Source organism: Arthrobacter sp. E1SS-5 (assembly GCF_057073715.1).
In genome coordinates, this window is record NZ_CP172703.1 from 1,518,981 (window position 1) to 1,542,332 (window position 23,352).

The window sequence follows — 23,352 nt, forward strand, 5'->3', positions numbered from 1 at the left end:
GATCCACCGGTCCCGCCGCTGTTACGATGGCAGCCAGATCCGGCTGCCCCTCCTGAAAGGCATCAATGACTGTTGTACCCCTGCCGCTTGAGCAGAATCACGCCGGCGACACCCTGGTCCACGGCTCCGACGGCGGGTCCGAGGTCCGCCGTTCAGTGCTGCCAGGAGGCGTGCGGGTACTGACGGAGGCGATGCCGGGCCAGCGGTCAGCCACCATCGGGTTCTGGGTGGGCGTCGGGTCCCGCGATGAGGCACCCGGCCAGCACGGGTCCACCCACTTCCTTGAGCACCTGCTGTTCAAGGGCACCAAGCGGCGCACTGCCCTGGAGATCGCGTCGGCCTTCGACGAGGTGGGCGGGGAATCCAACGCGGCAACAGCCAAGGAAAGCACCTGCTACTTTGCCCGGGTCCTGGACACGGACCTGCCCATGGCCATCGACGTTATTGCGGACATGATCACCGGGGCCGTACTGGATCCTGACGAGATGGAGCAGGAACGCGACGTCATCCTGGAAGAAATCGCCATGGACAGCGATGACCCCACCGACGTCGCCCACGAGCATTTTGTCGCCGCAGTCCTCGGCAGCCACCCGCTGGGCCGTCCCATCGGCGGAACCCCCGCGGCGATCAGGGCGGTGGCCCGCGATTCCGTGTGGGAGCACTACCGCAGGTACTACAAGCCGGAGGAACTGGTCATTACCGCTGCGGGCGGTTTGGACCACGACGTCGTATGCGGACTTGTGGTGGATGCCCTCCAGTCCGCCGGGTGGTCGCTGCAGTCCGACGCGGCGCCCGTGCAGCGCCGCTCCACCGAACGCGCCCTGATCACCGGGACAGCCGGGCTGCACGTGGTCAAGCGTGCCGTGGAGCAGGCAAACATCATCATGGGATGCCCCACGATCGTCGCCACCGACGAACGCCGCTACGTCATGAGCGTCCTGAACGCAGTCCTCGGCGGCGGCATGTCCTCGCGGCTGTTCCAGGAAGTCCGCGAGAAGCGTGGCCTGGTGTACTCCACCTATTCCTTTGCATCGTCCTACGCCGACGCCGGCTACTTCGGCATGTACGCCGGCTGCACTCCGTCCAAGGTCCGCCAGGTGGTGGACCTGCTGGGCGTGGAGCTGGACAAGCTTGCCGAACATGGAATTTCCGAGGATGAACTCCGCAAGGCAGTGGGACAGCTCGGCGGCGGAATCGTCCTGGCCCTGGAGGACACCGGCTCCCGCATGTCCCGGCTGGGCCGGGCCGAGCTGGTCTCCGGCGAATACCAGGACATCGACGAGACCCTGCGCCTGATCAAGGCCGTCACCGCCGAACAGGTGCAGGAACTGGCCGCCGAACTCGCTGCCGCGCCGCGGACCATCACCGTGGTGGGCCCCTTCGAGGAGACGGAAACCTTCGGGCTGTAGGAACCGGACCGCATGCGGGCCCCTGCTTGGAAGTGCTTTACAGCTTCAGGGGCCGGCGTGATGATGGTGGTCTGGAACGGGAAGCAGCGCTGCACGGAGGAACCATGGACCAGCCCTCCCCGCCACTCCCGGTAACGGAATCGTTGCGAGCCTTCCTGGGCCATTGGAGCGGCACCACACACTGGGAAGCCACGGCCTGGAGTCCGGCCCATACCGACGCCGTAGAGATTGCCTTCGCCACGGCTGCCGGCGGCCACGCCGTCACCATGAGCTACCGCCATACTGGGCCCGACGGTTCCTGCGCCGAGGGTGTGGGGATCTTCGCCGCCGACCCGATCCACCCCGACACCTTCTGGTACCACACCACAGCTGCGGGCATGCCGCTGGAAGGGCTCGACCGGGCCACCTGGCGCGACGGCGCCTTGACGGTGGAGCGGCGGCGCGGTTCCGCCACTGTCCGGCACGTGCTGACCGCGAGGGATGGCGTGCTGACGCACTCTGCCGGCCTGTGGCGTCAGCACCGCAATGAGCTGGTTCCCCTGATGACCACCGTCTGCCAAAGGGTTCCCAACCCGCAGCGCGACTAGCCGGACACCTTCCCGCGCGGTCGGTGCGCGCCCCTGCCCCGGGAGGCCCGACCGGCACTCACCTGCGCTTTTACCGTTGACAGAACCCAGGGTTGACTCTACATTTGCTGTAATCTGAATCACCTTTCAGGTTCGGAGGAATACCTCCGCCCGCACCACACCCCGCGGATCTTCACCGAAAGGCATCCCGTGAAGGAAACAAAGAAGTTTTTGATGGCCGCCGTCGTGGCATCCGGGCTGGCCCTCAGCGCATGCGCACCAACGGCGGGCGCAGGCGCCCCGTCCGGTTCCGGCAGTGCAGCCGCACCGGTCAATGTTGGCATCATCTATTCCAAGACCGGTGCCCTCGCTGCGTATGGCGAGACCTACTACCAGGGCCTGCAGGCCGGCATCGACTACGCCACCGGAGGCACCGGTGAAGTCAACGGAGCCAAGATCAACCTGACCTATGCCGACGACGGCGGCGACCCGGACAAGGCGGTCACTGCGGCCAAGGACATGATCGGCAAGGGCTACAAGATCATCGGCGGCACCGCATCCTCGGGCATCGCCCTGAAGCTCGCCGAGCAGGCGCAGCAGAACAAGGTCCTGTACATCTCCGGCCCCGCAGCCACCGACGCGATCCAGGGCATCAACAAGTACACCTTCCGCTCCGGACGGCAGAGCCTGCAGGACGTGGCCACCGCCGGTACCTTCATCGACACCAAGGGCAAGAAGGTCGTGGTCTTCGCCCAGGACAACGCCTTCGGTCAGGGCAACGTCGCGGCCGTCAAGGCCGTGCTCGGAGCCAAGGGCGCCAACGTCGAAGCGGTCCTGGTGCCGGAGAACCAGGAACTGACCCCGTTCGCGCGCCAGCTGCTGGACGCCAAGCCGGACATGGTCTTCGTGGCCTGGGCCGGCGCGACCTCCGGCACGATGTGGCAGGCGCTGAACCAGCAGGGCGTCTTCGACGCGGCTCCGGTCGTCACCGGCCTGGGCGATGCGGCAACCTTCGGAGCCTACGGCCCCGCCAGCTCCAAGATCAGCTTCCTCAACCACTACTTCCCGGGTGCTGCCGGTAATGACGTGGAGAAGAAGATGATTGCCGCCGTCGAGAAGGCCGGCGGCAAGCCCGACCTCTTCACCCCCGACGGTTTCGTGGCCGGACAGTTGATTGCCCAGGCCGTCAAGGAAGGCGGCGGGCAGGACCCGGACGCCATGGTCAAGGCCCTCGAAGGATTCAGCTTTGACGGCCCCAAGGGCAAGGAAACCGTCCGCGCCTCGGACCATGCGCTGATCCAGGACATGTACCAGGCCAAGCTGGTCCAGAAGGGTGACTCCTGGACCCCCGAGCTCGTCAAGGCCGTCCCCGGGGACACAGTGGCCCCGCCGGAAAAGAAGTAGGGCCGGATGAGCAACCCAGCCCTGCCCGCCCTGGCGGTGGACGGCCTCGGCCTGCAGATCGGCGGTGCGCGCATCCTCCAGGACGTGGGCTTCACGGTCGCCGCCGGCGAAATGATCGGTGTGATCGGGCCCAACGGAGCCGGCAAGACCACGTTGTTCAACCTGATTTCCGGTGTCGTGCGGCCCACTGCGGGCAGCATCACGCTGAACGGCAGGGAGATCACGGCCGCTCCGATCCACCGCCGGGCGTCGGCAGGGCTGGGCCGCACCTTCCAGACGTCCAACCTGTTCCCACGGCTGAGCGTGCTGGAAAACGTCCGGTTGGCCGCCCAGGCGAAGCTTGGCGGCAGCTTCAGCGTCCTGCGCTTCCCCTCGGCCTCGGACGAGGCCACCCGGACCGCCCGCAGCACGCTCGCCGAAGTGGGCCTCACGCACAAACTTAGGACGGCCGCGGGAGACCTTTCACACGGTGAAAAGCGCAAGGTGGAGATCGCCGTGCTGCTGGCAACCGATCCCTCCGTCGTACTGCTCGATGAACCGATGGCAGGGGTAGCGTCCGGCGACGTCCCGTCCCTCACCTCGATCATTCGGGGAATGCACCGGGACCGGGGCTGCACCGTCCTGATGGTGGAGCATCACATGGACGTGGTCCTGGGGCTGGTGGACCGGGTGGCCGTGATGCACCATGGCAGCCTCCTGGCACTGGACAGCCCCGACGCCGTCATGGCAAACCCCACGGTGCAAAGCGCCTACCTCGGAGAACCAGTATGAACACCGCAGCGGAGCACCACGCCGCCATGACCGCACCCGTCCTTCGCGTCGAGGGGCTCAGCGCCCGGATCGCCGGCCAACAGGTCGTCGAGGACGTCTCCTTCTCCGTGCCGCCCACGGGCATCACCGCGCTGCTGGGCCGCAACGGTGTAGGGAAGACCAGCACCATCAAAGCCATCGTCGGCCTGATCGACCGGACCGGCGTGATGGAACTGGCAGGCCAGCGGATAGACAAGGAAGCCACCTTCAAGATCATCCGGCGCGGCGTTGGTTACGTCCCGGAGGACCGCGAAGTCTTTTCCAAACTGACCGTCGCAGAGAACCTCCGGCTGGCCGAACGCGATGCCGACCCGCGCAGGCAACTGGTGGAGGAGTTGTTCCCCGACCTGCTGGCCCGGGCCGGTCAGATGGCCGGAACGCTCTCCGGCGGGCAACAGCAAATGGTCTCCCTGGCCCGCGCCCTCCTGAACACCAACAAGCTCCTGCTGGTCGACGAACCGACCAAGGGCCTTGCGCCAAAGATCGTGGGCGAGGTGGCCGAGACCCTGGCCGAAGCCGCCAAGACAGTGCCCATCCTGCTCGTCGAACAAAACCTGCAGGTGGTCCGGCAGCTCGCCGGGGACGCCGTCGTCCTCTCGGGCGGACGCGTGGTCCACACCGGACCGGCCCTTGAGTTCCTCGATGACGCCGGGCTGATCCAACGGCACCTCGGTGTTTCCACCGACACGGCCCCGCACGGGGACCCGATCCAGAAAGGCGCTGCCCAGTGAGCACCGTCATCCTGCTGCTGTTTACCGGACTGGGCCTCGGTGCGCTGTACTTCCTCGTGGCCGCCGGCCTGTCCCTGATTTACGGTCTGATGGGCGTGCTCAACTTCGCCCACGGAGCTTTCCTGACCCTTGGAGCCTTCACCGGATGGGAAATCGCGCGCCGCAGCGGCTCCGACAACTGGGCAATATTCCTGTTGTCGCTGCTCATCGGCGCGGCTGCCGGCGCAGCTTTCGCCGCTTTCACCGAATTCGTCCTGATCCGGCGGCTCTACCAGCGGCACATCGAGCAGGTACTCGTCACCCTGGGCCTTTCGCTCGCCGCGGTGGCGCTGTTTGACGGTATCTGGGGCACCGACCCCGTCTACATCCAGGGGCCGGCCTGGTTCAAGTACACCACCGACATCCTCGGCGCTAAAGTTCCCAACGACCGTTTTGTCTGCATCGTTGCCGCCGCGATGGTGCTGCTGGCCCTGGTGTTCTTCCTGAAGAAGACCCGTTACGGCATGATCATCCGCGCCGGCGTTGAAAACCGCTCCATGGTCACCGCCCTGGGCATCGACGTCCGCAAGGCCTTCACCCTCGTCTTCACCATCGGCGGGGCGGCGGCAGGCCTCGGCGGCGTCCTCGCCTCGCACTATTTCGGCTACGTCTCGCCGATGCTCGGCGGGTCACTGCTGATCTTCGCCTTCATCGTCACGGTCATCGGCGGCCTTGGTTCGCTCACCGGAGCGGCCATCGCCGCCGTGGCCGTCGCCATCCTGCAGCAGCTGGCAAATTTCTACCTCGGCGGCACCGGCGACTTCGTCGTGGTGCTGGCGCTGGCCCTCGTGCTGCTGTTCCGTCCCTCCGGCCTGCTCGGGAGAACCGCATGACCACCGACACTGATACCAACAGCACCCGCCGGCCGCCGGCCGGCGACGGCGCCACCCTCCAGCCGGGCAAACGCAAGGCCAGGGGAGGCGCAGGGGGAGCGGGAAGCAGTGCTGCGGACAACGGCCGTCCGCGCCTCTCCGGCCGCCGCCTCGCTGCCTGGGCTGCCGGGCTGGCCGGTGTCCTGCTCCTGGTCCTGCTTCCGCTGCTGAATCTCTCGCTGCCCGGCGTGCTGCCCGGGCCCAGCTACACACCGGGATCGCTGCAGCTCCTGGCCATGTGCATGCTGATGGCCGCAGCGGCCCTGACCTACCACCTGCTTCTCGGCGTCGCCGGACTGCTGTCCTTCGGGCACGCACTCTACTTCGGCGCTGGCGTCTACGGCCTGGCCATCATCCTGCAGAACCTGGACATCCCGCTGCTGCCGGCCATGGGGCTTACCCTGCTGATCGTGATCGTGCTGGCCCACGTGGTGGGCAGCATCAGCCTACGCGTCAGCGGCATCCCGTTCGCCATGGTCACCCTGGCCTTCGCCCAGGCAGGCTCGGTGATCGTGGGACGGAACCCGGACGGCAGGACCGGCGGGGATGAGGGACTGACGCTGCGAACCGACAACCTGCCGGACTTCCTGGTGGGCGTAGTCAACACCCGCAACCTGTACTGGCTGGCACTGGCCGTCCTCGTAGCCGTGTTCGTCATCGTCACCTGGGTACAGTCCTCCCGGGCCGGGCACACCGCTGCCGCCGTCCGGGAGAACGAACTGCGCGTCCAGGTCCTCGGCCTGCAGCCCTACCTCGTCAAGCTGCTGATCTTCGTTCTCTCCGCCACTCTGGCCGGGGTGATCGGCATGGTCTTTTTGCTGCTGCAAAGCGGCGCCATACCCCGGGCCATCTCCTCCGACCTGACCATTACGCTGCTGGTGATGGTGGTTCTGGGCGGCGTCGGCTCGCGCTGGGGCGCCGTGGTGGGCGGCGTGTTCTATACGATCCTTGACCAGCGACTGACCGCCCTGGCGAACTCCGACGGCGTCAAGTCCCTGCCGGACATTCTGCGGGTACCGTTGTCTGAACCGTTGTTCATCCTCGGCACGCTCTTCATCCTGGTGGTGCTCTTCCTTCCCGGGGGCCTGGCTGGAAGCGCCGAACGGCTGGGCCACCGGCGCCGGTCCAGGGAACGGAATGGCGGCACCGAAACTCCCCGCGACATCCTGGAGGACGCTGCATGACCGGCATCACCGGACCCGCCGGCGACGGGTTGCACACCCTCGGCCGATGGACCACAGACCGCAGCCACGCCACACCCCACCGGATCGCCATCGACGACCGCGGCTGCACCCTCACCTACCGCGAACTGGAGCGCCGCGCCGAGGCCCTCGCCGCCGGTTTCCGCGCCGCCGGGTATCGGGTGGGCGACCGCATAGCCACCCTGACCGGAAACAGTTCCGACCACGTGGTGACCTTCTTCGCCTGCGCCAAGGCAGGCCTGGTCCTCGTCCCGCTGTCCTGGCGGCTCTCGTCGCGGGAACTGGCCCTGCAGCTGGAACTCGCGGACCCGCAGCTGCTGCTCATGGAAGACGACCTTGAGGCCCTCGCCGCCGCTGCCTGCGCCCTGCTGCCGCATCGGCTGCGTGGTTCATCACTGGGGCCCGGCGGAGTGGAGAAATCCGTGCCGCCGCCCACCAGGGTGGCGCCGCTGCCCGAAACCACGGTGCGGCAGGACGTGCACGACGACGACGCCCTGCTGATGATCTTCACCTCAGGGACCGAGGGGGCCAGCAAGGCTGCAGTACTGACGCACGCAAACTGCTTCTGGAACAACCTCTCGCTGTCACGCACGCTCGACATGGGCAGCAGCGACGTGGTGCTGGCCGTCCTGCCGCAATTCCACGTAGGGGGCTGGAACATCCAGCCGCTGCTGGCCTGGTGGGTGGGTGCCACCGTGGTCCTCGAACGCGGGTTCGATCCGGGCCGGGTCCTGCAGCTGATCCCGGAACGCCGCGTCACGATGCTGATGGGCGTTCCCACCCAGTACCTCATGCTCGCCGAGCATCCGGACTTCCCCACTGCCGAGCTGGGCAGCCTGCGGCACGCCGTGGTGGGAGGCGCGCCGATGCCGGCGCCGCTGCTGCGGATCTGGCACCGTAGGGGAGTGGCGCTGAGCCAGGGATACGGGCTGACCGAGGCGTCACCCAACGTGCTCTGCCTGCCGAACGAGGACGCCGAGCGGATGGTGGGTTACTCCGGCAAGCCATATCCGCATGTGTCCGTGGCGGTCGCCGATCCGGCCACCGGAGAAATCCTTGAAGGTGCGGCCAGCGGTGAGCTGCTGGTGGGCGGCCCGGGCGTGTTTGCCGGCTACTTCCGGGACCCCGCGGCCACGGCGGCCGTCCTGGCCGGCGGGTGGCTGCATACCGGCGACCTGGTGGAACGGGATGCCGAGGGCTACATCAGGGTGGTGGACCGGCTCAAGGACATCTACATTTCCGGCGGCGAGAACGTTGCGCCGTCCGAAGTCGAGGCCGTCCTGCTGGGCCATCCCGCTGTTGCACAGGCAGCAGTGGTGGGCGTGGAGGATCCCCGTTGGGGCGAAAGCGGCCTGGCTTTCGTGGTGGTCCGTCCCGGCATGGTCACGGACGAACAGGAGCTGCTGGAGCACTGCAGCTCACAGCTGGCCCGGTTCAAGGTCCCGGCGCGGATCGAGATGGTGTCAGGCCTGCCGCGGACGGCACTGAACAAGGTCTTGCGCGCCAAACTGCGGCAGGACCTCTCCGCCCGTTCCGCCGCAGGACCGGCGGCCGGTCCAGGACAGGCACCCGCGGCGGGAGGCCGGCCATGAGCACCGCACCGCGCACTGCCAGGGGAAACCGCACCCGGGCTAAGCTGCTGCAAGCAGCCGAGTCGGTGTTTGCCTCGGTGGGCTACCACGAGGCCTCGATCGTGAAGATTACCGAGGCAGCCGGTGTCGGGCTGGGCACCTTCTACCTGTACTTCGACGGCAAGCAGACAATCTTCGATGAAGTGGTGGAGGACCTCAACCGCCGGGTGCGCCACGCCATGACCGACGCGGCACGGAATGCCCCCAACCGGATGGAAGCGGAACGGGCAGGTTTCCGCGCGTTCTTCCGCTTCACTGCCCAACACCCGGCGCTGTACCGGATCATCCGGCAGGCCGAGTTCGTTTCCCCGGGGGCCTTGCGGTTGCATTACACCCGGATCGTGAACGGTTACATCGAAGGGTTGAAGGCGGCGCAGTCCAGCGGCGAAGTCAGGGACATGGACCCCACCGTCGCAGCCTGGGCCCTGATGGGCATCGGCGAACTGATCGGCATGCGCTGGGTCCTGTGGGACGAGGAAGGCGCACCGCCGGTCGAGGGAGCCAGGCCCGAGGTGCCCGAAGAAGTGTTTGAAGAAATGATGCAGTTCATCGAGCGGGGCCTTGCTCCTGACTCCGCCGCTAAAACCACCCCGCCCCAGGAAGGGACGTTGCCATGACCCAGACAGCCAGCCAGGAAACCTACCGCACGGCGGAAGTGGCGGTGCGCGGCGGAACACTCCACACTGCCGTCTGGGGCCCGGATGATCCTGCCGCTCCAACCATCCTTGCCGTCCACGGCGTCACTGCCTCCCACAAGTCCTGGGCGTATCTCGCTGAAGCACTGCCCGAGGTCCGGATCATCGCACCGGACCTGCGCGGCCGCGGCCGCAGCAACCAGCTGCCCGGGCCGTACGGAATGACCACGCACGCACAGGACCTGGCGGCCGTCCTCGAGGAACTGGCGGACGGGCCTGTGGTCGTGATGGGGCACTCCATGGGCGGCTTCGCGTCGGTTGTCCTCGCTGACCTGTTCCCGGAACGCGTCCGGTCACTGGTGCTGGTGGACGGAGGCCTGCCCCTGCAGGTGCCGGCCGGCCTTTCGGACGAAGAAATTATCTCCTCGGTCCTGGGTCCGGCTGCCGAGCGGCTCAATGCCACCTTCCCCAGCCGTGAGGTCTACCGTTCCTTCTGGCAGCAGCACCCCGCCTTCAGCGCGGACTGGGGTCCCCTCGTGGATGCCTATGTGGACTATGACCTCACCGGCGAAGAGCCTGAACTTCGGCCCGCCACGCGGTATGAGGCAATGGCGGAGGATACGGCGGACCTGCACCGCGGTGCTTCGCTGCTGGCCGCACTGGACCGCCTCACCGTCGACGCCGAAGTCCTCAGGGCGCCCCGGGGACTGCTGAACGAACCGGCGGCCCTGTATGCCGCCGGCTACCTGGAGTCGTGGGCTGAAAAGCTTCCCACCCTGCGGGTCACGCAGGTGCCGGACGTCAACCACTACACCATCATCATGGGCCGGACAGGGGCCGCTGCCGTCGCGGCAAGCGTCCGCGCGGCCCTGGCCGGAAAGTGAGCGTCAGCCAAGGCGCCGCAAAACCTGCTGCCTAGCCCCCCGCGAATGGAGGCAGCACGTCCACCACGTCGTCGGGATCCAGGACCGTTGCCTGGTCCCGCACGGCCACTTCGTTGAGCAGGAAGCTGCTCCGGGACAGGATCCGGGGCAGCGGCGGCGTCCCGGCAGGGGGCTCGGGCCGCTGCACTGCGGTGATGGCTGCCAGCAGGTCAGCCACCGTGGCGCCGGCTGGCAGGTCGAATTTTTCCTCCTCGAACCCGGCGGCGGCGCGTGCGGCAGCAAAGTAACGTACAAGCATTCCGGTCAGCCCCCGATGGCACTCATGCTGCGGTCCGGTTGGACGAAGTCCGGGGCGTCCAGTCCCACGTGGTCCATACCGTGGGCCTTTGGCTTGATCCACATGGCGTCCTGCCACCGCTGCGCCAGCTCCGCGTCGCCGGCGCCCGCACGCAGCAGGCCCAGCAGGTCGTATTCCTCGCGCGAGAACAAGCAGCTCATGATCTTGCCTTCGGCCGTGATCCTGGTGCGCCGGCAGTCGGAGCAGAACGGCTCGGTGACGGAGGCGATAATCCCCACGGTTCCCAGAACGGGACCCTCCGGATCCGCAGAGCCGGCCACCCGGCGTCGTACTTCAAAGCGTTCCGCGGGGGCGCCGTCGCGTTCCCGGGGATCGGGACTGAGGACGAAATCCCGGGACAGCAGCCCGCGGATTTCTGCGGCGGTAATCATGTTCCGGCGTGTCCAGCCATGGTCGGCGTCGAGCGGCATCTGCTCGATGAACCGTAGCTCGTACCCGCGCTCCAGGGCCCAGGCCAGCAGTTGCGGTGACTCGGCGTCGTTGATTCCGCGCATCAGGACAGCGTTCAGCTTGACCGGTCCCAGCCCGGCAGCCCAGGCGGCGTCCACACCGGCCAGGACCTGGTCCAGGAAGGGGCGGCGGGTCAACTTGGTGAACGTTTCCTCGTGCAGGGAATCAAGCGACACATTGATGCGCGTCAGTCCGGCGTCCTTCAGCGCTGCCGCCTTCCTGGCCAGGCCAACGCCGTTGGTGGTCATCGAGATCGGAAGGTCGGGGTGGTTGCGCCGCAGGGCCGCGATGATGTCCACCAAATCGTGCCGGACCAGCGGCTCGCCGCCCGTCAGCCGCAGCTCCCGGACACCCAGCTGTTCCACGCCCACCTTGACGATCCGCACGATCTCTTCGCCGGACATCACCGCCTGCTTGGCCAGCCACTCGAGGCCTTCGGCAGGCATGCAGTAGGTGCAGCGGAGGTTGCATTTGTCCGTCAGTGACAGCCTCATGTCGGTGGCGCGGCGGCCGTACCTGTCCGCCAGGCCGGCAGGTGCATCCGCGGGGCGGCGTCCGGGCACAGCCGATGCTGCTTCCTCCGGCGGCTGGGGCATGCCTAGCTGGACACTCATGAATTCAGGCTACGCCACCTTGAGCCGCGCATCACACCGTGACCGGCCGGGGAACATTCCGGCACCACGATCCTATGCTGGGAGTTGTGAAGGCTTCCCGGCACAGGTACGGGGCGGACGGCGGCGGCCTCGAGGGGCGCGCGGAACGTTCCGTCCGGCACCAGGGAGTCCCGCGCGCCACGGTGCGGCACACCGGCAGGTCTTGGGCTGCGGCAGCCGGGGTAGTGGCCGTCGCGGGAGGTGTCGCAGCGGGGGAGCTGCTGGCTGGGTTCGCCAGTCCCACCCTGTCCCCGCTGAATGCCGTTGGCGGAGTGGTGATCGACACCGTTCCTCCCGGTGTGAAGGACTGGGCCACCTCCCTTTTCGGTACGGCTGACAAGGCTGCCCTGCTGACGGGCATGGCGCTGGTCATTGCCGGGCTGGCCGCGCTCGCCGGAGTACTCGAGCACCGCCGGCGGTTCGCCGGTTCGGTCATGGTGGGAGTCTTCGGGCTCGCCGGAACGGCGGCCGTGCTGACGCGTTCCCAGGTGACCCCGGTGGCTGTTGTACTTCCGCTCCTGGCCGCGGTTGCCGCCGTCGTGCTGTTGCGGCTCCTGGTGGTGCGGCTGGCGGCGTGGGAGGCCACTGCTTCAACCGGAGATGGCGAAAGCACACCGGGGCCCACGGCATCCTCCCGCCGCCGCTTCCTCCAGGCCCTTGCCGGCACGGCAGCGGCCGCTGGGGTTGCCGGGCTGCTGGCGGGGATCTGGCGCGGGGCCACCACCGCGGTCAGCGAAGCCAGGGCACGCATTACCCTTCCTGCAGCAGCGTCTCCGGCGCCGCCAATACCGGCTGCTGCGGAGTCCGGCGCGGCGGGAATGCCGCCGCTGGTCACGCCGAACCGGGAGTTCTACCGGATCGACACAGCCCTCACCGTTCCGGCGGTCAATCCGGATACCTGGGTCCTCAAGGTCACCGGCATGGTGGCCCGTGGCGTCCAGCTCTCCTTTGCGGACCTGATGGCGAAACCCCTGACCGAACGCCACATCACCATCGCCTGCGTCTCGAACAACGTGGGCGGGGACCTGATCGGCAACGCCCGGTGGCTGGGGTGGCCGGTCCGGGACCTGCTGGCCCTGGCGGAGCCGCAGCCGGGAGCCGACATGGTGCTCTCGCGCAGCGCCGACGGCTGGACCGCCGGGACACCCCTGGAGGTGCTGACGGATAACCGGGATGCCCTGCTTGCCGTGGGCATGAACGGGGAACCGCTGCCCCTGGAGCACGGCTTCCCCGTCCGGCTGGTGGTCCCCGGCCTTTACGGCTATGTCTCGGCCACCAAGTGGCTGACGGAACTGAAAGTCACCAGGTTTGCCGACGATGCCGGGTACTGGACCCCGCGGGGCTGGTCTGAGCGCGGGCCCATCAAGACGTCCTCGCGCATCGACGTGCCCCGCAACGGCCGCACTGTCAGCCCGGGAACCGTTGTTTTTGCCGGCGTAGCCTGGGCCCAGCACACGGGCATCGGGAAGGTGGAAGTGCGGCTCAACCGGGGGCCGTGGCGGGAAGCTGAGCTGGCGCCCGGTATCTCCGCCGATACCTGGTACCAGTGGAAGCTGGCCCTGGACCTCACTCCGGGGCAGTACGAAGTCCAGGCCCGCGCCACCGACCTGAACGGCCGGCCCCAGGACGAAACCTTCCGGCCGCCCGCGCCTGACGGGGCCACCGGATTGCACACGGTTAGAGTGGACGTGAAATCCTGACGGCCGCGACCAAAGGCGTACCCATGACCACTGCGCACCACGCCCCAGCCGGCAAGGCCCATAACGCCCGCTCCGTTGCCGCGCACTTGGCCGCCGTCACGGATCTCCTGGCCCCGCTGGCGGCGGAATCACGTGCCGAGATTGTTCCGTTGCCGGATGCCCTGGGCAGGGCACTGGTGCACGGACTCCTTGCGCCGCTTAGCCTTCCCCCCTTCGCGAACTCCCAGATGGATGGGTATGCGGTGCGTTCCCCGGACGTTCCCGACGGCGGCACAGACCTGCGCGTCATGCCTCCCGTTCCCGCCGGGTCAACCCCCCTGCCGCTGGAGCCGGGGACTGCGGCGCCCATCATGACCGGTGCGATGATCCCGGTGGGGGCTGACGCCGTCGTACCTATCGAAAAGGCGGTGCCTGACCATTTCCTTCCTGAGGGTGACGGCACTGTTGTGACGCTGCCTGCAACTGCCCCGGGAACGTACGTGCGTGCCGCCGGCAGTGACATTCCGGCGGGGGAGCGGGCGCTCGCCGCACGGACGTGCCTGGGACCGGCACAGCTGGGACTGCTCGCCGCCCTTGGCATAACGGAGGTGGAGGTGTACCGGTCGGTGACCGTCCTGCTGGTCACCACCGGGGATGAAGTGGTTGAACCGGGCCGTCCCCTGCCGGACGGCAAGATCTACGACTCCAACGGAACCCTCCTGGAAGCGGCCATGACGCAGTCAGGCCTCCGCGTCCGCCGCGCCGGGATCTCAACAGACAACCCTGCGGAACTCCAGGCGCTGCTGCGGGCCGAAGGCCGGGACGCGGACCTGATCGTCACCACCGGAGGGGTCAGCAAGGGAGCCTACGAGGTGGTGCGGCAGGCCATGGCGGAACAGCCGGTCGACTTCTTGCACGTTGCCATGCAGCCTGGCGGTCCCCAGGGAATAGGAACCTTTGACGGCGTCCCCTTCCTTGGGTTTCCCGGCAATCCGGTCAGCTGCCTGGTCTCCTTCGAGATGTTCCTCCGGCCCGCCCTGTCGGCCTTGTTGGGGGCGCCGGCGCCCCGGCTGCCCCTGCGGGCCCGCCTTGATCTTGACGGGCAAGCCCAGCCGCTCACCTCGCCCGGCTCCAAACACCAGGTCCGCCGGGGGAGCCTGCAGCCGGACGGGACCGTACGGCTGGCAGGCGGCGAGAGCTCGCACCTGATGCACGCGCTCGCAGGCTCGAACGTGCTGGTCCACATTCCGGCCGGCGTCACGGAACTCGCTGCCGGGGACGAGGTGGAAGTATGGATGCTGTGAACGCAGAACAGATCCCCGCCCTGACCCACCTGCGGCAGGACGGCAGCGCCCAGATGGTGGATGTTTCCGCCAAGGCCGAGACCACCCGGGAGGCGACCGCCACCGCCACCGTCCGGACCACCGCCGAAGTCATGCAGCTCCTGGGCACCGGCGGGCTCCCCAAGGGGGACGCCCTGGCCGTTGCCCGTGTGGCCGGCATCATGGCCGCCAAAAAGACCCCGGACCTGATCCCGCTCTGCCATCCACTGCCGCTCTCCAAAGTCACGGTCGACTTTGACCTTGGCGCTGATGCCGTCACCATCGGCGCCACCGTCAAGACCAGGGGCGTCACCGGGGTGGAAATGGAGGCCCTGACCGCGGCCTCCGTGGCGGCGCTGAGCGTTTACGACATGATCAAGGCAGTGGACAAGCACGCGGTCCTGACGGACATCATGGTGCTGGCCAAGAGCGGCGGCAAGAGCGGAGACTGGGCACTGTGACCACACCTTTCAGCACCGCCGCCCCACATGTGCACGGCGAGGTGCAGGGGCGGAAGGCCGGCGTCGTCATTGCCTCCACCCGCGCGGCCGCCGGGATTTATGATGACGAAACCGGCCCCGTCATCACCGACTGGCTCACCGAGCACGGCTTTGACGTGTTCCCGGCCATGGTGGTTCCCGACGGCGACCCGGCCGGCGCTGCCATTCGGGCCCTCCTCACCCAGCACCCCGCCGTCATCATTACCAGCGGCGGCACCGGGCTCAGCCCCGACGACCGAACGCCGGACGTCACCCTGCCGCTCCTGGACCGGGAAATTCCCGGGATCATGGAGGCGATCAGGAGGGCGGGCGCTGCCAAAACCCCGCTCGCCGCCCTTAGCCGTGGCTACGCCGGTGCCGCCGGGCACACGTTCATCGTCAACCTGCCCGGATCACCGAAGGGCGTCATGGACGGGCTCACCGTCCTGGACCCGCTGATCGGGCACCTTTGCGACCAGTTGGAAGGCGGCCATGGGCACTGAAGCATTCGAAGTAGTCAGGGCCGTCCTAAGTGCGGATCCCATCTCGGTGGACCAGGCGATAGCGGCGGTGGAAAGCGACACCGCGGGCGCGGTGGTCAGCTTCAGCGGCGTGGTGCGGAACCACGACGGCGGCAAGGCTGTTCAGCGCCTCAGCTACAGCGCGCACCCCACGGCACACCAGGTGATGGCCGACGTCGTCGCGCGCCTTGTTGCCGAACAGGGCGCTGAAGGGGACGCCGGGGCTGAACAGCCTGTCCGGATCTGGGCAGCGCACCGGATCGGCATGCTGGAAATCGGCGACCCCGCGCTGGTGTGCGCCGTCTCCGCCGCGCACCGCGGCCAGGCCTTCGCCGTCTGCTCCGAACTCGTGGACCGCATCAAGGAACAGGTGCCTATCTGGAAGGAACAGTTTTTCTCCGACGGCACCGTGGAATGGGTCGGCGCCGGCGGCTGACCCCCACCCACTGATCCCGACTGCGAGGTAACGCACGCCGCCCGGTTCCTGCACCAACCACTGGCGCCGGTAGGGTTAATGCCATGACCGAACAACACTCCGTTCCCAAGCTGGTGGCCGTCCTCGGCGCCAACGGACGCATGGGTGCCGAGGCCGTCAAGGCCATCGACGCCGCTCCCGACATGAAGCTCGTCGCAGCCCTGGGACGGGGTGACGCACTGGAGCAGCTGACCGCCTCAGGTGCGCAGTACCTGGTGGACCTCACGGTCCCCGAAAGCACCGAAGCGAACGTCCGCTTCGCCGTCGAGCACGGAATCCACGCTGTGGTGGGCACCACCGGCTGGGACGCGAACCGCCTGTCCGCGCTGAAATCCTTGCTGGGTGAGCACCCGGAGACGGGCGTGCTGATCGCCCCGAACTTCGCCCTGGGCTCCGTGCTGGCCTCCGCGTTCGCCGCAAAGGCGTCCAAGTACTTCGAATCGGTGGAGATCATTGAGCTGCACCATCCGGACAAGGTGGACGCCCCTTCCGGCACTGCCGTCCGCACGGCGGAGCTGATCGCTGCCGAACGTGCTGCCGCCCAGCTGCCACCCAGCCCCGATGCCACCAGCACTGAACGCGCCGGTGCCCGTGGCTGCGAAGTGGATGGCGTCCGCGTGCACAGCGTCCGGCTCCGCGGGCTCGTGGCACACCAGGAAGTCCTCCTGGGCGGTCCCGGTGAGCAGCTGACCCTCCGCCACGACTCCTTTGACCGTGCCTCCTTCATGCCGGGCGTGCTCCTGGGCGTCCGCAACGTGGCTGCGCACCCCGGCCTGACCGTGGGCCTGGACGGTTACCTGGACCTGGGACTCTAGGCCGTGAACGGGCTCGCAGCCGGCTTCCGAAGGAACCGCACCAAGATCTGGGTGGCGGCGGTGACGCTGCTGCTGGTGTTCTACCTGGTGGTGTCTTTCCAGCGCTCCCTCCTGCTCCTGTCGGACGCCAACCTGACCGCCAAGGCCATCGGCGCCGCGTACCTGGTGCTGCCCATTGTTGGCGCCTGGGCCCTGATCCGCGAGCTGATGTTCGGGGCCCGTACCGAACAGATGGCCAAGGTCCTGGAGGCCGAAGGCGGTCTGCCGGTGGACGAGCTTCCACGCACGCCCGGTGGCCGGATCGTCCGGGCCGCTGCAGATGCCGAATTCGAAAAGTACCGGGCCGAGGCTGAGGCCGCTCCCGACGACTGGCGTTCCTGGTTCCGGTTGAGCTGCGCCTACGACGCCGCCGGGGACCGTAAACGTGCCCGGGCATCCATGCGCGACGCCGTGAAGCTTTTCACGGCTGCGTCCTAGCTTCCGGGGTGCTTCCCGCCGCGATGGGCATTTCTGCCCATCGCGGCTTTTTACCGTCCACGGTAGGTTGACTTAGTACACACTCTTTAGCTTTGGGGGAAAGCATGAGGTTGGCCACTGCCGCTGGCACTGTCCGCGCCACTGGTGCGCACCATTTCCGGCCCGGCCCCAACGGTCGCACCCCCGTTCTGCAGACGCCGTCGTTCCGCGTGCCCGGACACCGGAGGCCTAACGCTGCACCCTGACCACCGCACGCCTCGTCACCGCACCCTTGTCATCGCACCCTTGTTACCGCACAGAAGGACCATCAATGAGCCACCCGAATTACCCCCACCCGCAGCAGAACGGACCGTCGGCGCCCCCCATTCCGCCGCCGCCTTCCTCCTTTGGCGCGCAGCCCGCTTTCGAGGGGCAGTATCCGGCAGGTCCGCAGGGGGAATACCAGTCCGCGCCCTACGGCCAGGGTCCCTACTCCGATGCGCCGCGAAAGTCCTTCATGGTCACGTGGCTCCTTTCCCTCCTGCTCGGCACCTTCGGCGTGGACCGCTTCTACCTGGGCAAGATCGGCACCGGCGTGGCGAAGCTGCTCACGGCCGGCGGTGCGGGCATCTGGTCGATCGTGGACCTGATCATGACCCTGACCGGAAACACGCGGGACAAGGACGGCCGTCCGCTGGAGGGCTACCAGGAAAACAAGAAGAAGGCGTGGATCATCACTGCCGTCGTCTGGCTGGTCAGCATTATTACCGGGATTCTGTTGACTATCGCGTCCATCGCCATGGTGGGTGCGGCCATCGATGCCCGGAAGGTACCCGTGTCACCTGAACTTCCTTCGGCTTCCCAGGCCGCGCCCGCCCCCTCCGGCGGAAGCCAGACCGGCGGCAGCGCGGCCGGGGCGAACTCAATGGTGGCCACCGTGTCCGAAGGCAACACCGTGAAGGTCAGCGTTCTCGACTCCGTCTACACGGACAAGATTCCGGGCATGGACTACATGACTGCAAAGAACGGCGGATTCTTTGCGGTCGAGGTTTCCTGGGAGACGCAAACCGGCAGCAGCTTCTCCAGCCCCTCCAACTTCACCGTCCTTGATGCCGACGGCAAAGAAGGCGAGCTGGTGTACCTGGACGAGAAGCTGGGACCCCTGCCCACCGATGAGGTAGGTGCCGGGGATGCCCGCAAGGGGATTATCGCGTTCGACGTCAAGAAGGGTCCGGTCCAGGTTGTGGTCTTTGATGACTATGGCGATAAGGCGGCCACTTTCAACCTGACCGCGCAGTAAGCGTCCAACCCCCGCAGGTATTCCAAAAGGAACCCGCGGCCCCAGCATGAGGGGGCCGCGGGTTCCTTTCCGTTAATTGAAAAACCTAACGTTAGGTGGAAGCCGGTCTTTGGATGGCCGCCCGTCAGTACGGGGCCTTGAGGCCGCCCCGGCCCACCCGGCTCGCAGCGTGGCCCACCCACTCCAGCGGACCGCGCCACGCCAGCGCGGCGAACAACATGCCAATGATGATGGCGGCCGTTGCATGGGCAAAGTACATGCCATCTTCGGTCCAGCCCGCAGGCAGGGGTTTGAGGTAGAAACCGGAGACCACCCAGACGTGCACGGTATACAGGGTCAGCGTCATGGCGCCGGCTCCCCGCAGCGGCAGCAGCAGGTCCAGGTCAACCCATTCGGCGAGGCGTCCCAGGAGCAGGCAGGCCCCAATGACGGCTGCCGCCACCGCCGAGGTGTGCAGCAGGTCAAGCGGGGTGCCGGAGTGCGGTGCGGCGGATGCCAGCCACCACCACGAGCCTTCCTGCGGCAGTCCGGCCAGGTTGACCTGCAGGACGCTGCCCAGCGGATAACCCGGCGAGTTGAGTACCTTCTCCAGCGCGGCCCGGCCGCCCCAGTCCTCCATGGCGGCTGTGCCCAAGGTCTTCGCGGCCACGGCCACCACCGTCCCGCCCACCAGCAGCAGGACGGGAACCAGGGCCTTGGTGAGGACCAGGCGGCCGATGGCCAGACCCACCAGCAGGTAGGACAGCCACTGCACCACCGGGTAATACCCGGTGAAAAACACGTCCGCGAGCAGCCTCGAAGGGGTTCCCAGGTCCTCCCAGTTCGGATTGTGGCCCAGCTTTAGCGGCGGCTCGGGGGCAAGGAGCCAGGGCCGCAGCAGATAAGCCAGCACCGGTGACGCCAGGATCCAGCCTGCAGCCCAAGCACACAGGCGCTTCACGCCGAGTCCCAGGAACGGAAGGATGCACAGGAACAGCACGGCGTAGTGGACCAGGATGATGGCGACGTTCACTTCCAGGCCGCCCAGGGTAAGTCCGACGGCGGCAATCACCAGGGCGCGCAGAGCTACTCCACGCCGGGCGCCGGACAGTTCGGCGCCCTCCAAGGGCTTGTCCCTGCCAGTCGAGAGGGCAAGCCCCACGCCGGCCAGGACGGCGAACAGTGCCGCAGCCCGCCCCGAGAATGTCAGGCCGATCCAGGTGGGGGTGAGGTTGGCATTCGACTCGAACGTCGGCAGCAGGTGCGTGGCCATCATGCCCAGCAGTGCCAGGCCGCGGGCGGCGTCGATGCCCCGAAGGCGCCCCGATTGTTGCCGGCCTGGGGTCTTCCGGGACCGTGTGGCCGGGGTTCGGGAGGTCATGACCAGATCGTCTCACATGCACTCGCGGCGTTGCTGTCAAGCAGGCCGCGCCAACGGGGAAGGAGGTTGCGGCGGCGGAGAACCCCTTGTTTTCGAATATATGTTCGAATAACATAGCTGCATGAAGACGCCACCAGCCGGAGCCTCTGCCCCACGGGAATCCCACCAGCCCGGGAATCGCCACCCGGGAAACCTGCAGTCAGGGAACGTGCCCACGGATTTACGCCCGGCCGGTCCGTCGGCCGGCCACGCTGCGGCCGGGGATGGCCTGCTGAAGGCAATGAGTCCCGGGGTGGTGGACTATCTTTTCCGCCAACTCGTTTCAGGCCGTCCGGCCGAAGATGTCCAGTGGGAGCGGGAGGGCATCAGCCTTGCTGCCCAGCCGGAAGGGGCCGAGCTCGCCCGGCGGCTTGCGGAAACAGATATAGATGCACTGACGCCCACAGAGCTGTTCCACTATGTACGCGCTGCGCAGCGGCTCGCGTCCTGGGCTGAGGACCTCCGGCAGGCCGCCGTCGGACGCTATTGCCATGCCGGAACAAGCGGGCCAGTTCCCGGCGGCCGCCGTATTTGACGTTCGTCACGCCCGTGGCATTGTCCTAACCAGCCGGGGACAGGGTAACGTTTTTTCCATGGCTGACTCTTCCGCGCACATCCCTGCCCTCGGTACCCTCCTGACCGCCATGGTCACGCCGTTCACCAAGGACGGCGCAGTGGATTACGACCAGGCGGCAGCGCTGGCCAGCAAGCTGGTCGACGACGGCTGCGACGGGCTGGTGGTCACCGGAACCACAGGTGAAACCTCCACGCTGACGGACGAAGAGAACGTCGGCATGTTCCGCGCTGTGAAGGACGCCGTAGGCGGCCGGGCAGCCATCATCGCCGGTACCGGCACCAACGACACCGCGCACTCGGTCCACCTTTCCCAGCAGGCAGTAGCCCTCGGCGTCGACGGCCTCCTCCTGGTGACCCCTTACTACAACAAGCCCAGCCAGGCCGGCGTGCGCGCCCACTTCGAGACCATTGCGTCCGCCGTGGACGTCCCCGTCATGCTCTACGACATCCCCGGCCGGTCCTCCATCGCCATCGAACCGGACACAATGATCCGGCTGGCGCAGCACCCCAATATCGTCGCCGTCAAGGATGCCAAGGCGGACCTCACGGCCGCCACCCGCGTCATGGCGGAAACCGACCTGCTGTTCTACTCGGGCGACGACGGACTGACCCTTCCCTGGATGGCGCTGGGTGCCGTGGGGCTGGTTGGTGTCACCACGCATGTCGCCACCCGCCGCTTCCGGGAAATGATTGACGCCGTCAACGCCAACGACCTCGGGACTGCCCGCAAGATCAACTTCGAGCTGCAGCCCGTGGTCCGCGCCACCATGACCCGCGTACAGGGAGCCGTGGCGGCCAAACAGATTCTTAAATGGCAGGGAGTCCTGCCCAACTCGATTGTCCGTTTGCCCCTCGTGGAGCCGGACGAAACCGAGATCGAAACCATCCGCGGGGATTTGGCGGAAGCGGGGCTGGTCTTCTCCTGAGGCTAAGACCGGCACCCTTCCGCCTGGAAAGTAGTGCACTATGACCCAAACTGCCCTTACCGGCCTTGTCACCCCTCCGCGCCTGCCCCAGGGCACGCTGCGGATCGTCCCGCTTGGCGGACTGGGGGAGATCGGCCGGAACATGGCCGTGTTCGAAATCGACGGCAAACTGCTGATCGTGGACTGCGGCGTCCTCTTTCCCGAGGAAACCCAGCCCGGCGTTGACCTGATCCTGCCGGACTTCTCCTACATCGAGGACCGGCTGGACGACGTCGTGGCCGTGATCCTCACGCATGGCCACGAGGACCACATCGGTGCGGTGCCGTACCTGCTGAAGCTGCGCAACGACATCCCGCTGGTGGGATCGCAGCTGACCCTCGCACTCATCGAGGCCAAGCTGCAGGAGCACCGCATCCGGCCCTACACGCTGACCGTCGAAGAAGGCCAGGTGGAAAAATTCGGGCCCTTCGAATGCGAGTTCGTGGCCGTGAACCACTCCATCCCGGACGCCCTGGCCGTGTTCATCCGCACCGCGGGCGGCACCGTCCTGCACACCGGCGACTTCAAAATGGACCAGCTGCCGCTGGACGGGCGCATCACCGACCTCCGCCACTTCGCCAAGCTCGGCGAAGAGGGAGTGGACCTCTTCATGTCCGACTCCACCAACGCCGACGTCCCGGGCTTCACCACGGCTGAGAAGGAGATCGGCCCCACGCTGGAGCGGCTTTTCGGCCAGGCCACCAAGCGCATCATCGTGGCGTCCTTCTCCTCCCACGTGCACCGCGTGCAGCAGGTGCTTGACGCGGCGGCCAAACACAACCGCAAAGTGGCCTTCGTGGGACGGTCCATGGTCCGCAACATGGCCATAGCCGAGAAGCTGGGCTACCTTGACGTTCCTGCCGGACTGATTGTCGACATCAAGAACATCGACAACCTCCCGGACAACCGCGTGGTGCTCATGTCCACCGGTTCGCAGGGTGAGCCGATGGCTGCCCTGTCCCGCATGGCAAACGGCGACCACCGGGTGGTGGTGGGCGACGGCGATACCGTCATCCTGGCCTCCAGCCTCATCCCGGGCAACGAGAACGCTGTATTCCGGATCATCAACGGCCTGCTCAAGCTCGGCGCCGACGTGATCCACAAGGGCAACGCCAAGGTGCACGTCTCCGGCCACGCTGCCGCCGGCGAGCTGCTGTACTGCTACAACATCCTCGAACCGCTCAACGCCATGCCCGTGCACGGCGAAACCCGCCACCTGATCGCCAACGGCAAGATCGCCATCGAGTCCGGCGTGCCGGAAGCCAGCGTCATCCTCGCGGACAACGGCAGCGTCATCGACCTCCGCGACCACCAGGCAGACATCGTGGGCCAGGTGGAGGTTGGCTTCGTCTACGTGGACGGCTCCAGCGTGGGCGAGATCACCGATGCCGACCTCAAGGACCGCCGCATCCTGGGGGACGAGGGCTTCATCTCCATCATCACGGTCATCCACCGCGCCACCGGCAAGGTGGTGTCCGGTCCGGAGATCCACGCCCGCGGCGTGGCTGAGGACGACTCGGTCTTCGACGACATCATCCCCAAGATCAACGCGGCCCTGGAGGAAGCAGTCCAGAACCACGCCGACCACACCAGCCACCAGCTCCAGCAGGTGGTCCGCCGGGTTGTCGGCACGTGGGTCAACCGGAAGCTCCGCCGCAAGCCCATGATCATCCCCGTGGTGCTCGAGGCCTGACAACACCCGCTCACTGGCTCCGGCCCGT

General features: G+C 67.2%; 24 protein-coding genes. 21 read left to right on the forward strand and 3 right to left on the reverse strand.

Annotated features, from left to right (window positions below):
- Positions 1-65: 65 nt before the first annotated feature.
- From ACIGJD_RS07030 to ACIGJD_RS07075, 10 genes are all read left to right on the forward strand, one after another.
- Positions 66-1,409, forward strand: coding sequence for a M16 family metallopeptidase (locus tag ACIGJD_RS07030; RefSeq protein WP_483688893.1), 1,344 nt, complete (start codon positions 66-68; stop codon positions 1,407-1,409).
- A gap of 104 nt (positions 1,410-1,513) precedes the next feature.
- A complete protein-coding gene (locus ACIGJD_RS07035) occupies positions 1,514-1,996 on the forward strand; it encodes a DUF1579 domain-containing protein (protein ID WP_483688894.1) in 483 nt (160 codons plus the stop codon).
- A 189-nt stretch (positions 1,997-2,185) separates the two neighbouring features.
- Positions 2,186-3,379 carry a substrate-binding domain-containing protein gene (locus tag ACIGJD_RS07040; protein ID WP_483688895.1) on the forward strand — a complete coding sequence of 398 codons (1,194 nt, stop codon included), beginning with the start codon at positions 2,186-2,188 and terminating at the stop codon, positions 3,377-3,379.
- Positions 3,380-3,385: 6 nt separating this feature from the next.
- Positions 3,386-4,150 carry an ABC transporter ATP-binding protein gene (locus tag ACIGJD_RS07045; RefSeq protein ID WP_483688896.1) on the forward strand — a complete coding sequence of 255 codons (765 nt, stop codon included), beginning with the start codon at positions 3,386-3,388 and terminating at the stop codon, positions 4,148-4,150.
- The gene (locus ACIGJD_RS07050) at positions 4,147-4,920 is read left to right on the forward strand and encodes an ABC transporter ATP-binding protein (RefSeq protein WP_483688897.1); all 774 of its coding nucleotides are present in this window, start codon (positions 4,147-4,149) and stop codon (positions 4,918-4,920) included. Before ACIGJD_RS07045 ends, ACIGJD_RS07050 begins: the two co-directional genes overlap by 4 nt.
- The gene (locus ACIGJD_RS07055) at positions 4,917-5,792 is read left to right on the forward strand and encodes a branched-chain amino acid ABC transporter permease (RefSeq protein ID WP_483688898.1); all 876 of its coding nucleotides are present in this window, start codon (positions 4,917-4,919) and stop codon (positions 5,790-5,792) included. The genes ACIGJD_RS07050 and ACIGJD_RS07055 overlap by 4 nt, the downstream gene beginning before the upstream one ends.
- Positions 5,789-7,015, forward strand: coding sequence for a branched-chain amino acid ABC transporter permease (locus ACIGJD_RS07060; RefSeq protein WP_483688899.1), 1,227 nt, complete (start codon positions 5,789-5,791; stop codon positions 7,013-7,015). The genes ACIGJD_RS07055 and ACIGJD_RS07060 overlap by 4 nt, the downstream gene beginning before the upstream one ends.
- Positions 7,012-8,625 carry a class I adenylate-forming enzyme family protein gene (locus tag ACIGJD_RS07065; protein WP_483688900.1) on the forward strand — a complete coding sequence of 538 codons (1,614 nt, stop codon included), beginning with the start codon at positions 7,012-7,014 and terminating at the stop codon, positions 8,623-8,625. Before ACIGJD_RS07060 ends, ACIGJD_RS07065 begins: the two co-directional genes overlap by 4 nt.
- Positions 8,622-9,281: a TetR/AcrR family transcriptional regulator gene (locus ACIGJD_RS07070; protein ID WP_483688901.1), complete on the forward strand. Its 660-nt coding sequence runs from the start codon at positions 8,622-8,624 to the stop codon at positions 9,279-9,281. The genes ACIGJD_RS07065 and ACIGJD_RS07070 overlap by 4 nt, the downstream gene beginning before the upstream one ends.
- The gene (locus ACIGJD_RS07075) at positions 9,278-10,183 is read left to right on the forward strand and encodes an alpha/beta hydrolase (RefSeq protein WP_483688902.1); all 906 of its coding nucleotides are present in this window, start codon (positions 9,278-9,280) and stop codon (positions 10,181-10,183) included. The genes ACIGJD_RS07070 and ACIGJD_RS07075 overlap by 4 nt, the downstream gene beginning before the upstream one ends.
- Positions 10,184-10,214: 31 nt before the next feature.
- Here ACIGJD_RS07075 and ACIGJD_RS07080 read toward each other — a convergent pair whose 3' ends face one another.
- Entirely contained in the window at positions 10,215-10,481 is a 267-nt protein-coding gene (locus ACIGJD_RS07080; RefSeq protein WP_483688903.1) for a MoaD/ThiS family protein, read from the reverse strand.
- 5 nt (positions 10,482-10,486) lie between these two features.
- Positions 10,487-11,605, reverse strand: a complete 1,119-nt coding sequence (moaA, locus tag ACIGJD_RS07085) for a GTP 3',8-cyclase MoaA (RefSeq protein ID WP_483688904.1) — start codon at positions 11,603-11,605, stop codon at positions 10,487-10,489.
- 224 nt (positions 11,606-11,829) lie between these two features.
- On the opposite strand from moaA, the gene ACIGJD_RS07090 reads away from it, so the two are divergent.
- From ACIGJD_RS07090 to ACIGJD_RS07125, 8 genes are all read left to right on the forward strand, one after another.
- Positions 11,830-13,344, forward strand: coding sequence for a molybdopterin-dependent oxidoreductase (locus tag ACIGJD_RS07090; RefSeq protein WP_483689450.1), 1,515 nt, complete (start codon positions 11,830-11,832; stop codon positions 13,342-13,344).
- Between the two features lie 23 nt (positions 13,345-13,367).
- On the forward strand, positions 13,368-14,627 hold the full coding sequence (locus ACIGJD_RS07095; RefSeq protein ID WP_483688905.1) for a molybdopterin molybdotransferase MoeA: 1,260 nt from the start codon (positions 13,368-13,370) through the stop codon (positions 14,625-14,627).
- Complete coding sequence (gene moaC, locus ACIGJD_RS07100; RefSeq protein ID WP_483688906.1) at positions 14,615-15,106, forward strand: cyclic pyranopterin monophosphate synthase MoaC; 492 nt, start codon at positions 14,615-14,617, stop codon at positions 15,104-15,106. The genes ACIGJD_RS07095 and moaC overlap by 13 nt, the downstream gene beginning before the upstream one ends.
- The gene (locus tag ACIGJD_RS07105) at positions 15,103-15,627 is read left to right on the forward strand and encodes a MogA/MoaB family molybdenum cofactor biosynthesis protein (RefSeq protein ID WP_483688907.1); all 525 of its coding nucleotides are present in this window, start codon (positions 15,103-15,105) and stop codon (positions 15,625-15,627) included. The genes moaC and ACIGJD_RS07105 overlap by 4 nt, the downstream gene beginning before the upstream one ends.
- Complete coding sequence (locus tag ACIGJD_RS07110) at positions 15,617-16,081, forward strand: molybdenum cofactor biosynthesis protein MoaE (protein ID WP_483688908.1); 465 nt, start codon at positions 15,617-15,619, stop codon at positions 16,079-16,081. The genes ACIGJD_RS07105 and ACIGJD_RS07110 overlap by 11 nt, the downstream gene beginning before the upstream one ends.
- Positions 16,082-16,164: 83 nt before the next feature.
- A complete protein-coding gene (dapB, locus tag ACIGJD_RS07115; protein ID WP_483688909.1) occupies positions 16,165-16,935 on the forward strand; it encodes a 4-hydroxy-tetrahydrodipicolinate reductase in 771 nt (256 codons plus the stop codon).
- Positions 16,936-16,938: 3 nt separating this feature from the next.
- Positions 16,939-17,412 carry a hypothetical protein gene (locus tag ACIGJD_RS07120; protein WP_483688910.1) on the forward strand — a complete coding sequence of 158 codons (474 nt, stop codon included), beginning with the start codon at positions 16,939-16,941 and terminating at the stop codon, positions 17,410-17,412.
- Between the two features lie 310 nt (positions 17,413-17,722).
- The gene (locus ACIGJD_RS07125; protein WP_483688911.1) at positions 17,723-18,691 is read left to right on the forward strand and encodes a TM2 domain-containing protein; all 969 of its coding nucleotides are present in this window, start codon (positions 17,723-17,725) and stop codon (positions 18,689-18,691) included.
- Positions 18,692-18,815: 124 nt separating this feature from the next.
- On the opposite strand, the gene ACIGJD_RS07130 is transcribed toward ACIGJD_RS07125, so the two are convergent.
- Positions 18,816-20,051, reverse strand: coding sequence for a heparan-alpha-glucosaminide N-acetyltransferase domain-containing protein (locus ACIGJD_RS07130; protein WP_483688912.1), 1,236 nt, complete (start codon positions 20,049-20,051; stop codon positions 18,816-18,818).
- A gap of 121 nt (positions 20,052-20,172) precedes the next feature.
- Here ACIGJD_RS07130 and ACIGJD_RS07135 point away from each other — a divergent pair, with 121 nt between their 5' ends.
- From ACIGJD_RS07135 to ACIGJD_RS07145, 3 genes are read left to right on the forward strand one after another with little or no spacing between them, the layout of a single operon-like run.
- Entirely contained in the window at positions 20,173-20,625 is a 453-nt protein-coding gene (locus ACIGJD_RS07135) for a hypothetical protein (protein WP_483688913.1), read from the forward strand.
- Positions 20,626-20,683: 58 nt separating this feature from the next.
- A complete protein-coding gene (gene dapA, locus ACIGJD_RS07140; protein ID WP_483688914.1) occupies positions 20,684-21,592 on the forward strand; it encodes a 4-hydroxy-tetrahydrodipicolinate synthase in 909 nt (302 codons plus the stop codon).
- 40 nt (positions 21,593-21,632) lie between these two features.
- Entirely contained in the window at positions 21,633-23,324 is a 1,692-nt protein-coding gene (locus ACIGJD_RS07145) for a ribonuclease J (protein ID WP_142134536.1), read from the forward strand.
- Positions 23,325-23,352 lie beyond the last annotated feature (28 nt).

Bases quoted from the DNA above. Each gene is read 5' to 3' on its own strand.
- ACIGJD_RS07030 (WP_483688893.1), top strand. From the start codon at position 66: ATGACTGTTGTACCCCTGCCGCTTGAGCAGAATCACGCCGGCGACACC.
- ACIGJD_RS07035 (WP_483688894.1), top strand. From the start codon at position 1,514: ATGGACCAGCCCTCCCCGCCACTCCCGGTAACGGAATCGTTGCGAGCC.
- ACIGJD_RS07045 (WP_483688896.1), top strand. From the start codon at position 3,386: ATGAGCAACCCAGCCCTGCCCGCCCTGGCGGTGGACGGCCTCGGCCTG.
- ACIGJD_RS07050 (WP_483688897.1), top strand. From the start codon at position 4,147: ATGAACACCGCAGCGGAGCACCACGCCGCCATGACCGCACCCGTCCTT.
- ACIGJD_RS07060 (WP_483688899.1), top strand. From the start codon at position 5,789: ATGACCACCGACACTGATACCAACAGCACCCGCCGGCCGCCGGCCGGC.
- ACIGJD_RS07065 (WP_483688900.1), top strand. From the start codon at position 7,012: ATGACCGGCATCACCGGACCCGCCGGCGACGGGTTGCACACCCTCGGC.
- ACIGJD_RS07070 (WP_483688901.1), top strand. From the start codon at position 8,622: ATGAGCACCGCACCGCGCACTGCCAGGGGAAACCGCACCCGGGCTAAG.
- ACIGJD_RS07075 (WP_483688902.1), top strand. From the start codon at position 9,278: ATGACCCAGACAGCCAGCCAGGAAACCTACCGCACGGCGGAAGTGGCG.
- ACIGJD_RS07080 (WP_483688903.1), bottom strand. From the start codon at position 10,481: ATGCTTGTACGTTACTTTGCTGCCGCACGCGCCGCCGCCGGGTTCGAG.
- moaA (WP_483688904.1), bottom strand. From the start codon at position 11,605: ATGAGTGTCCAGCTAGGCATGCCCCAGCCGCCGGAGGAAGCAGCATCG.
- ACIGJD_RS07095 (WP_483688905.1), top strand. From the start codon at position 13,368: ATGACCACTGCGCACCACGCCCCAGCCGGCAAGGCCCATAACGCCCGC.
- moaC (WP_483688906.1), top strand. From the start codon at position 14,615: ATGGATGCTGTGAACGCAGAACAGATCCCCGCCCTGACCCACCTGCGG.
- ACIGJD_RS07110 (WP_483688908.1), top strand. From the start codon at position 15,617: ATGGGCACTGAAGCATTCGAAGTAGTCAGGGCCGTCCTAAGTGCGGAT.
- dapB (WP_483688909.1), top strand. From the start codon at position 16,165: ATGACCGAACAACACTCCGTTCCCAAGCTGGTGGCCGTCCTCGGCGCC.
- ACIGJD_RS07125 (WP_483688911.1), top strand. From the start codon at position 17,723: ATGAGCCACCCGAATTACCCCCACCCGCAGCAGAACGGACCGTCGGCG.
- ACIGJD_RS07130 (WP_483688912.1), bottom strand. From the start codon at position 20,051: ATGACCTCCCGAACCCCGGCCACACGGTCCCGGAAGACCCCAGGCCGG.
- ACIGJD_RS07135 (WP_483688913.1), top strand. From the start codon at position 20,173: ATGAAGACGCCACCAGCCGGAGCCTCTGCCCCACGGGAATCCCACCAG.
- dapA (WP_483688914.1), top strand. From the start codon at position 20,684: ATGGCTGACTCTTCCGCGCACATCCCTGCCCTCGGTACCCTCCTGACC.
- ACIGJD_RS07145 (WP_142134536.1), top strand. From the start codon at position 21,633: ATGACCCAAACTGCCCTTACCGGCCTTGTCACCCCTCCGCGCCTGCCC.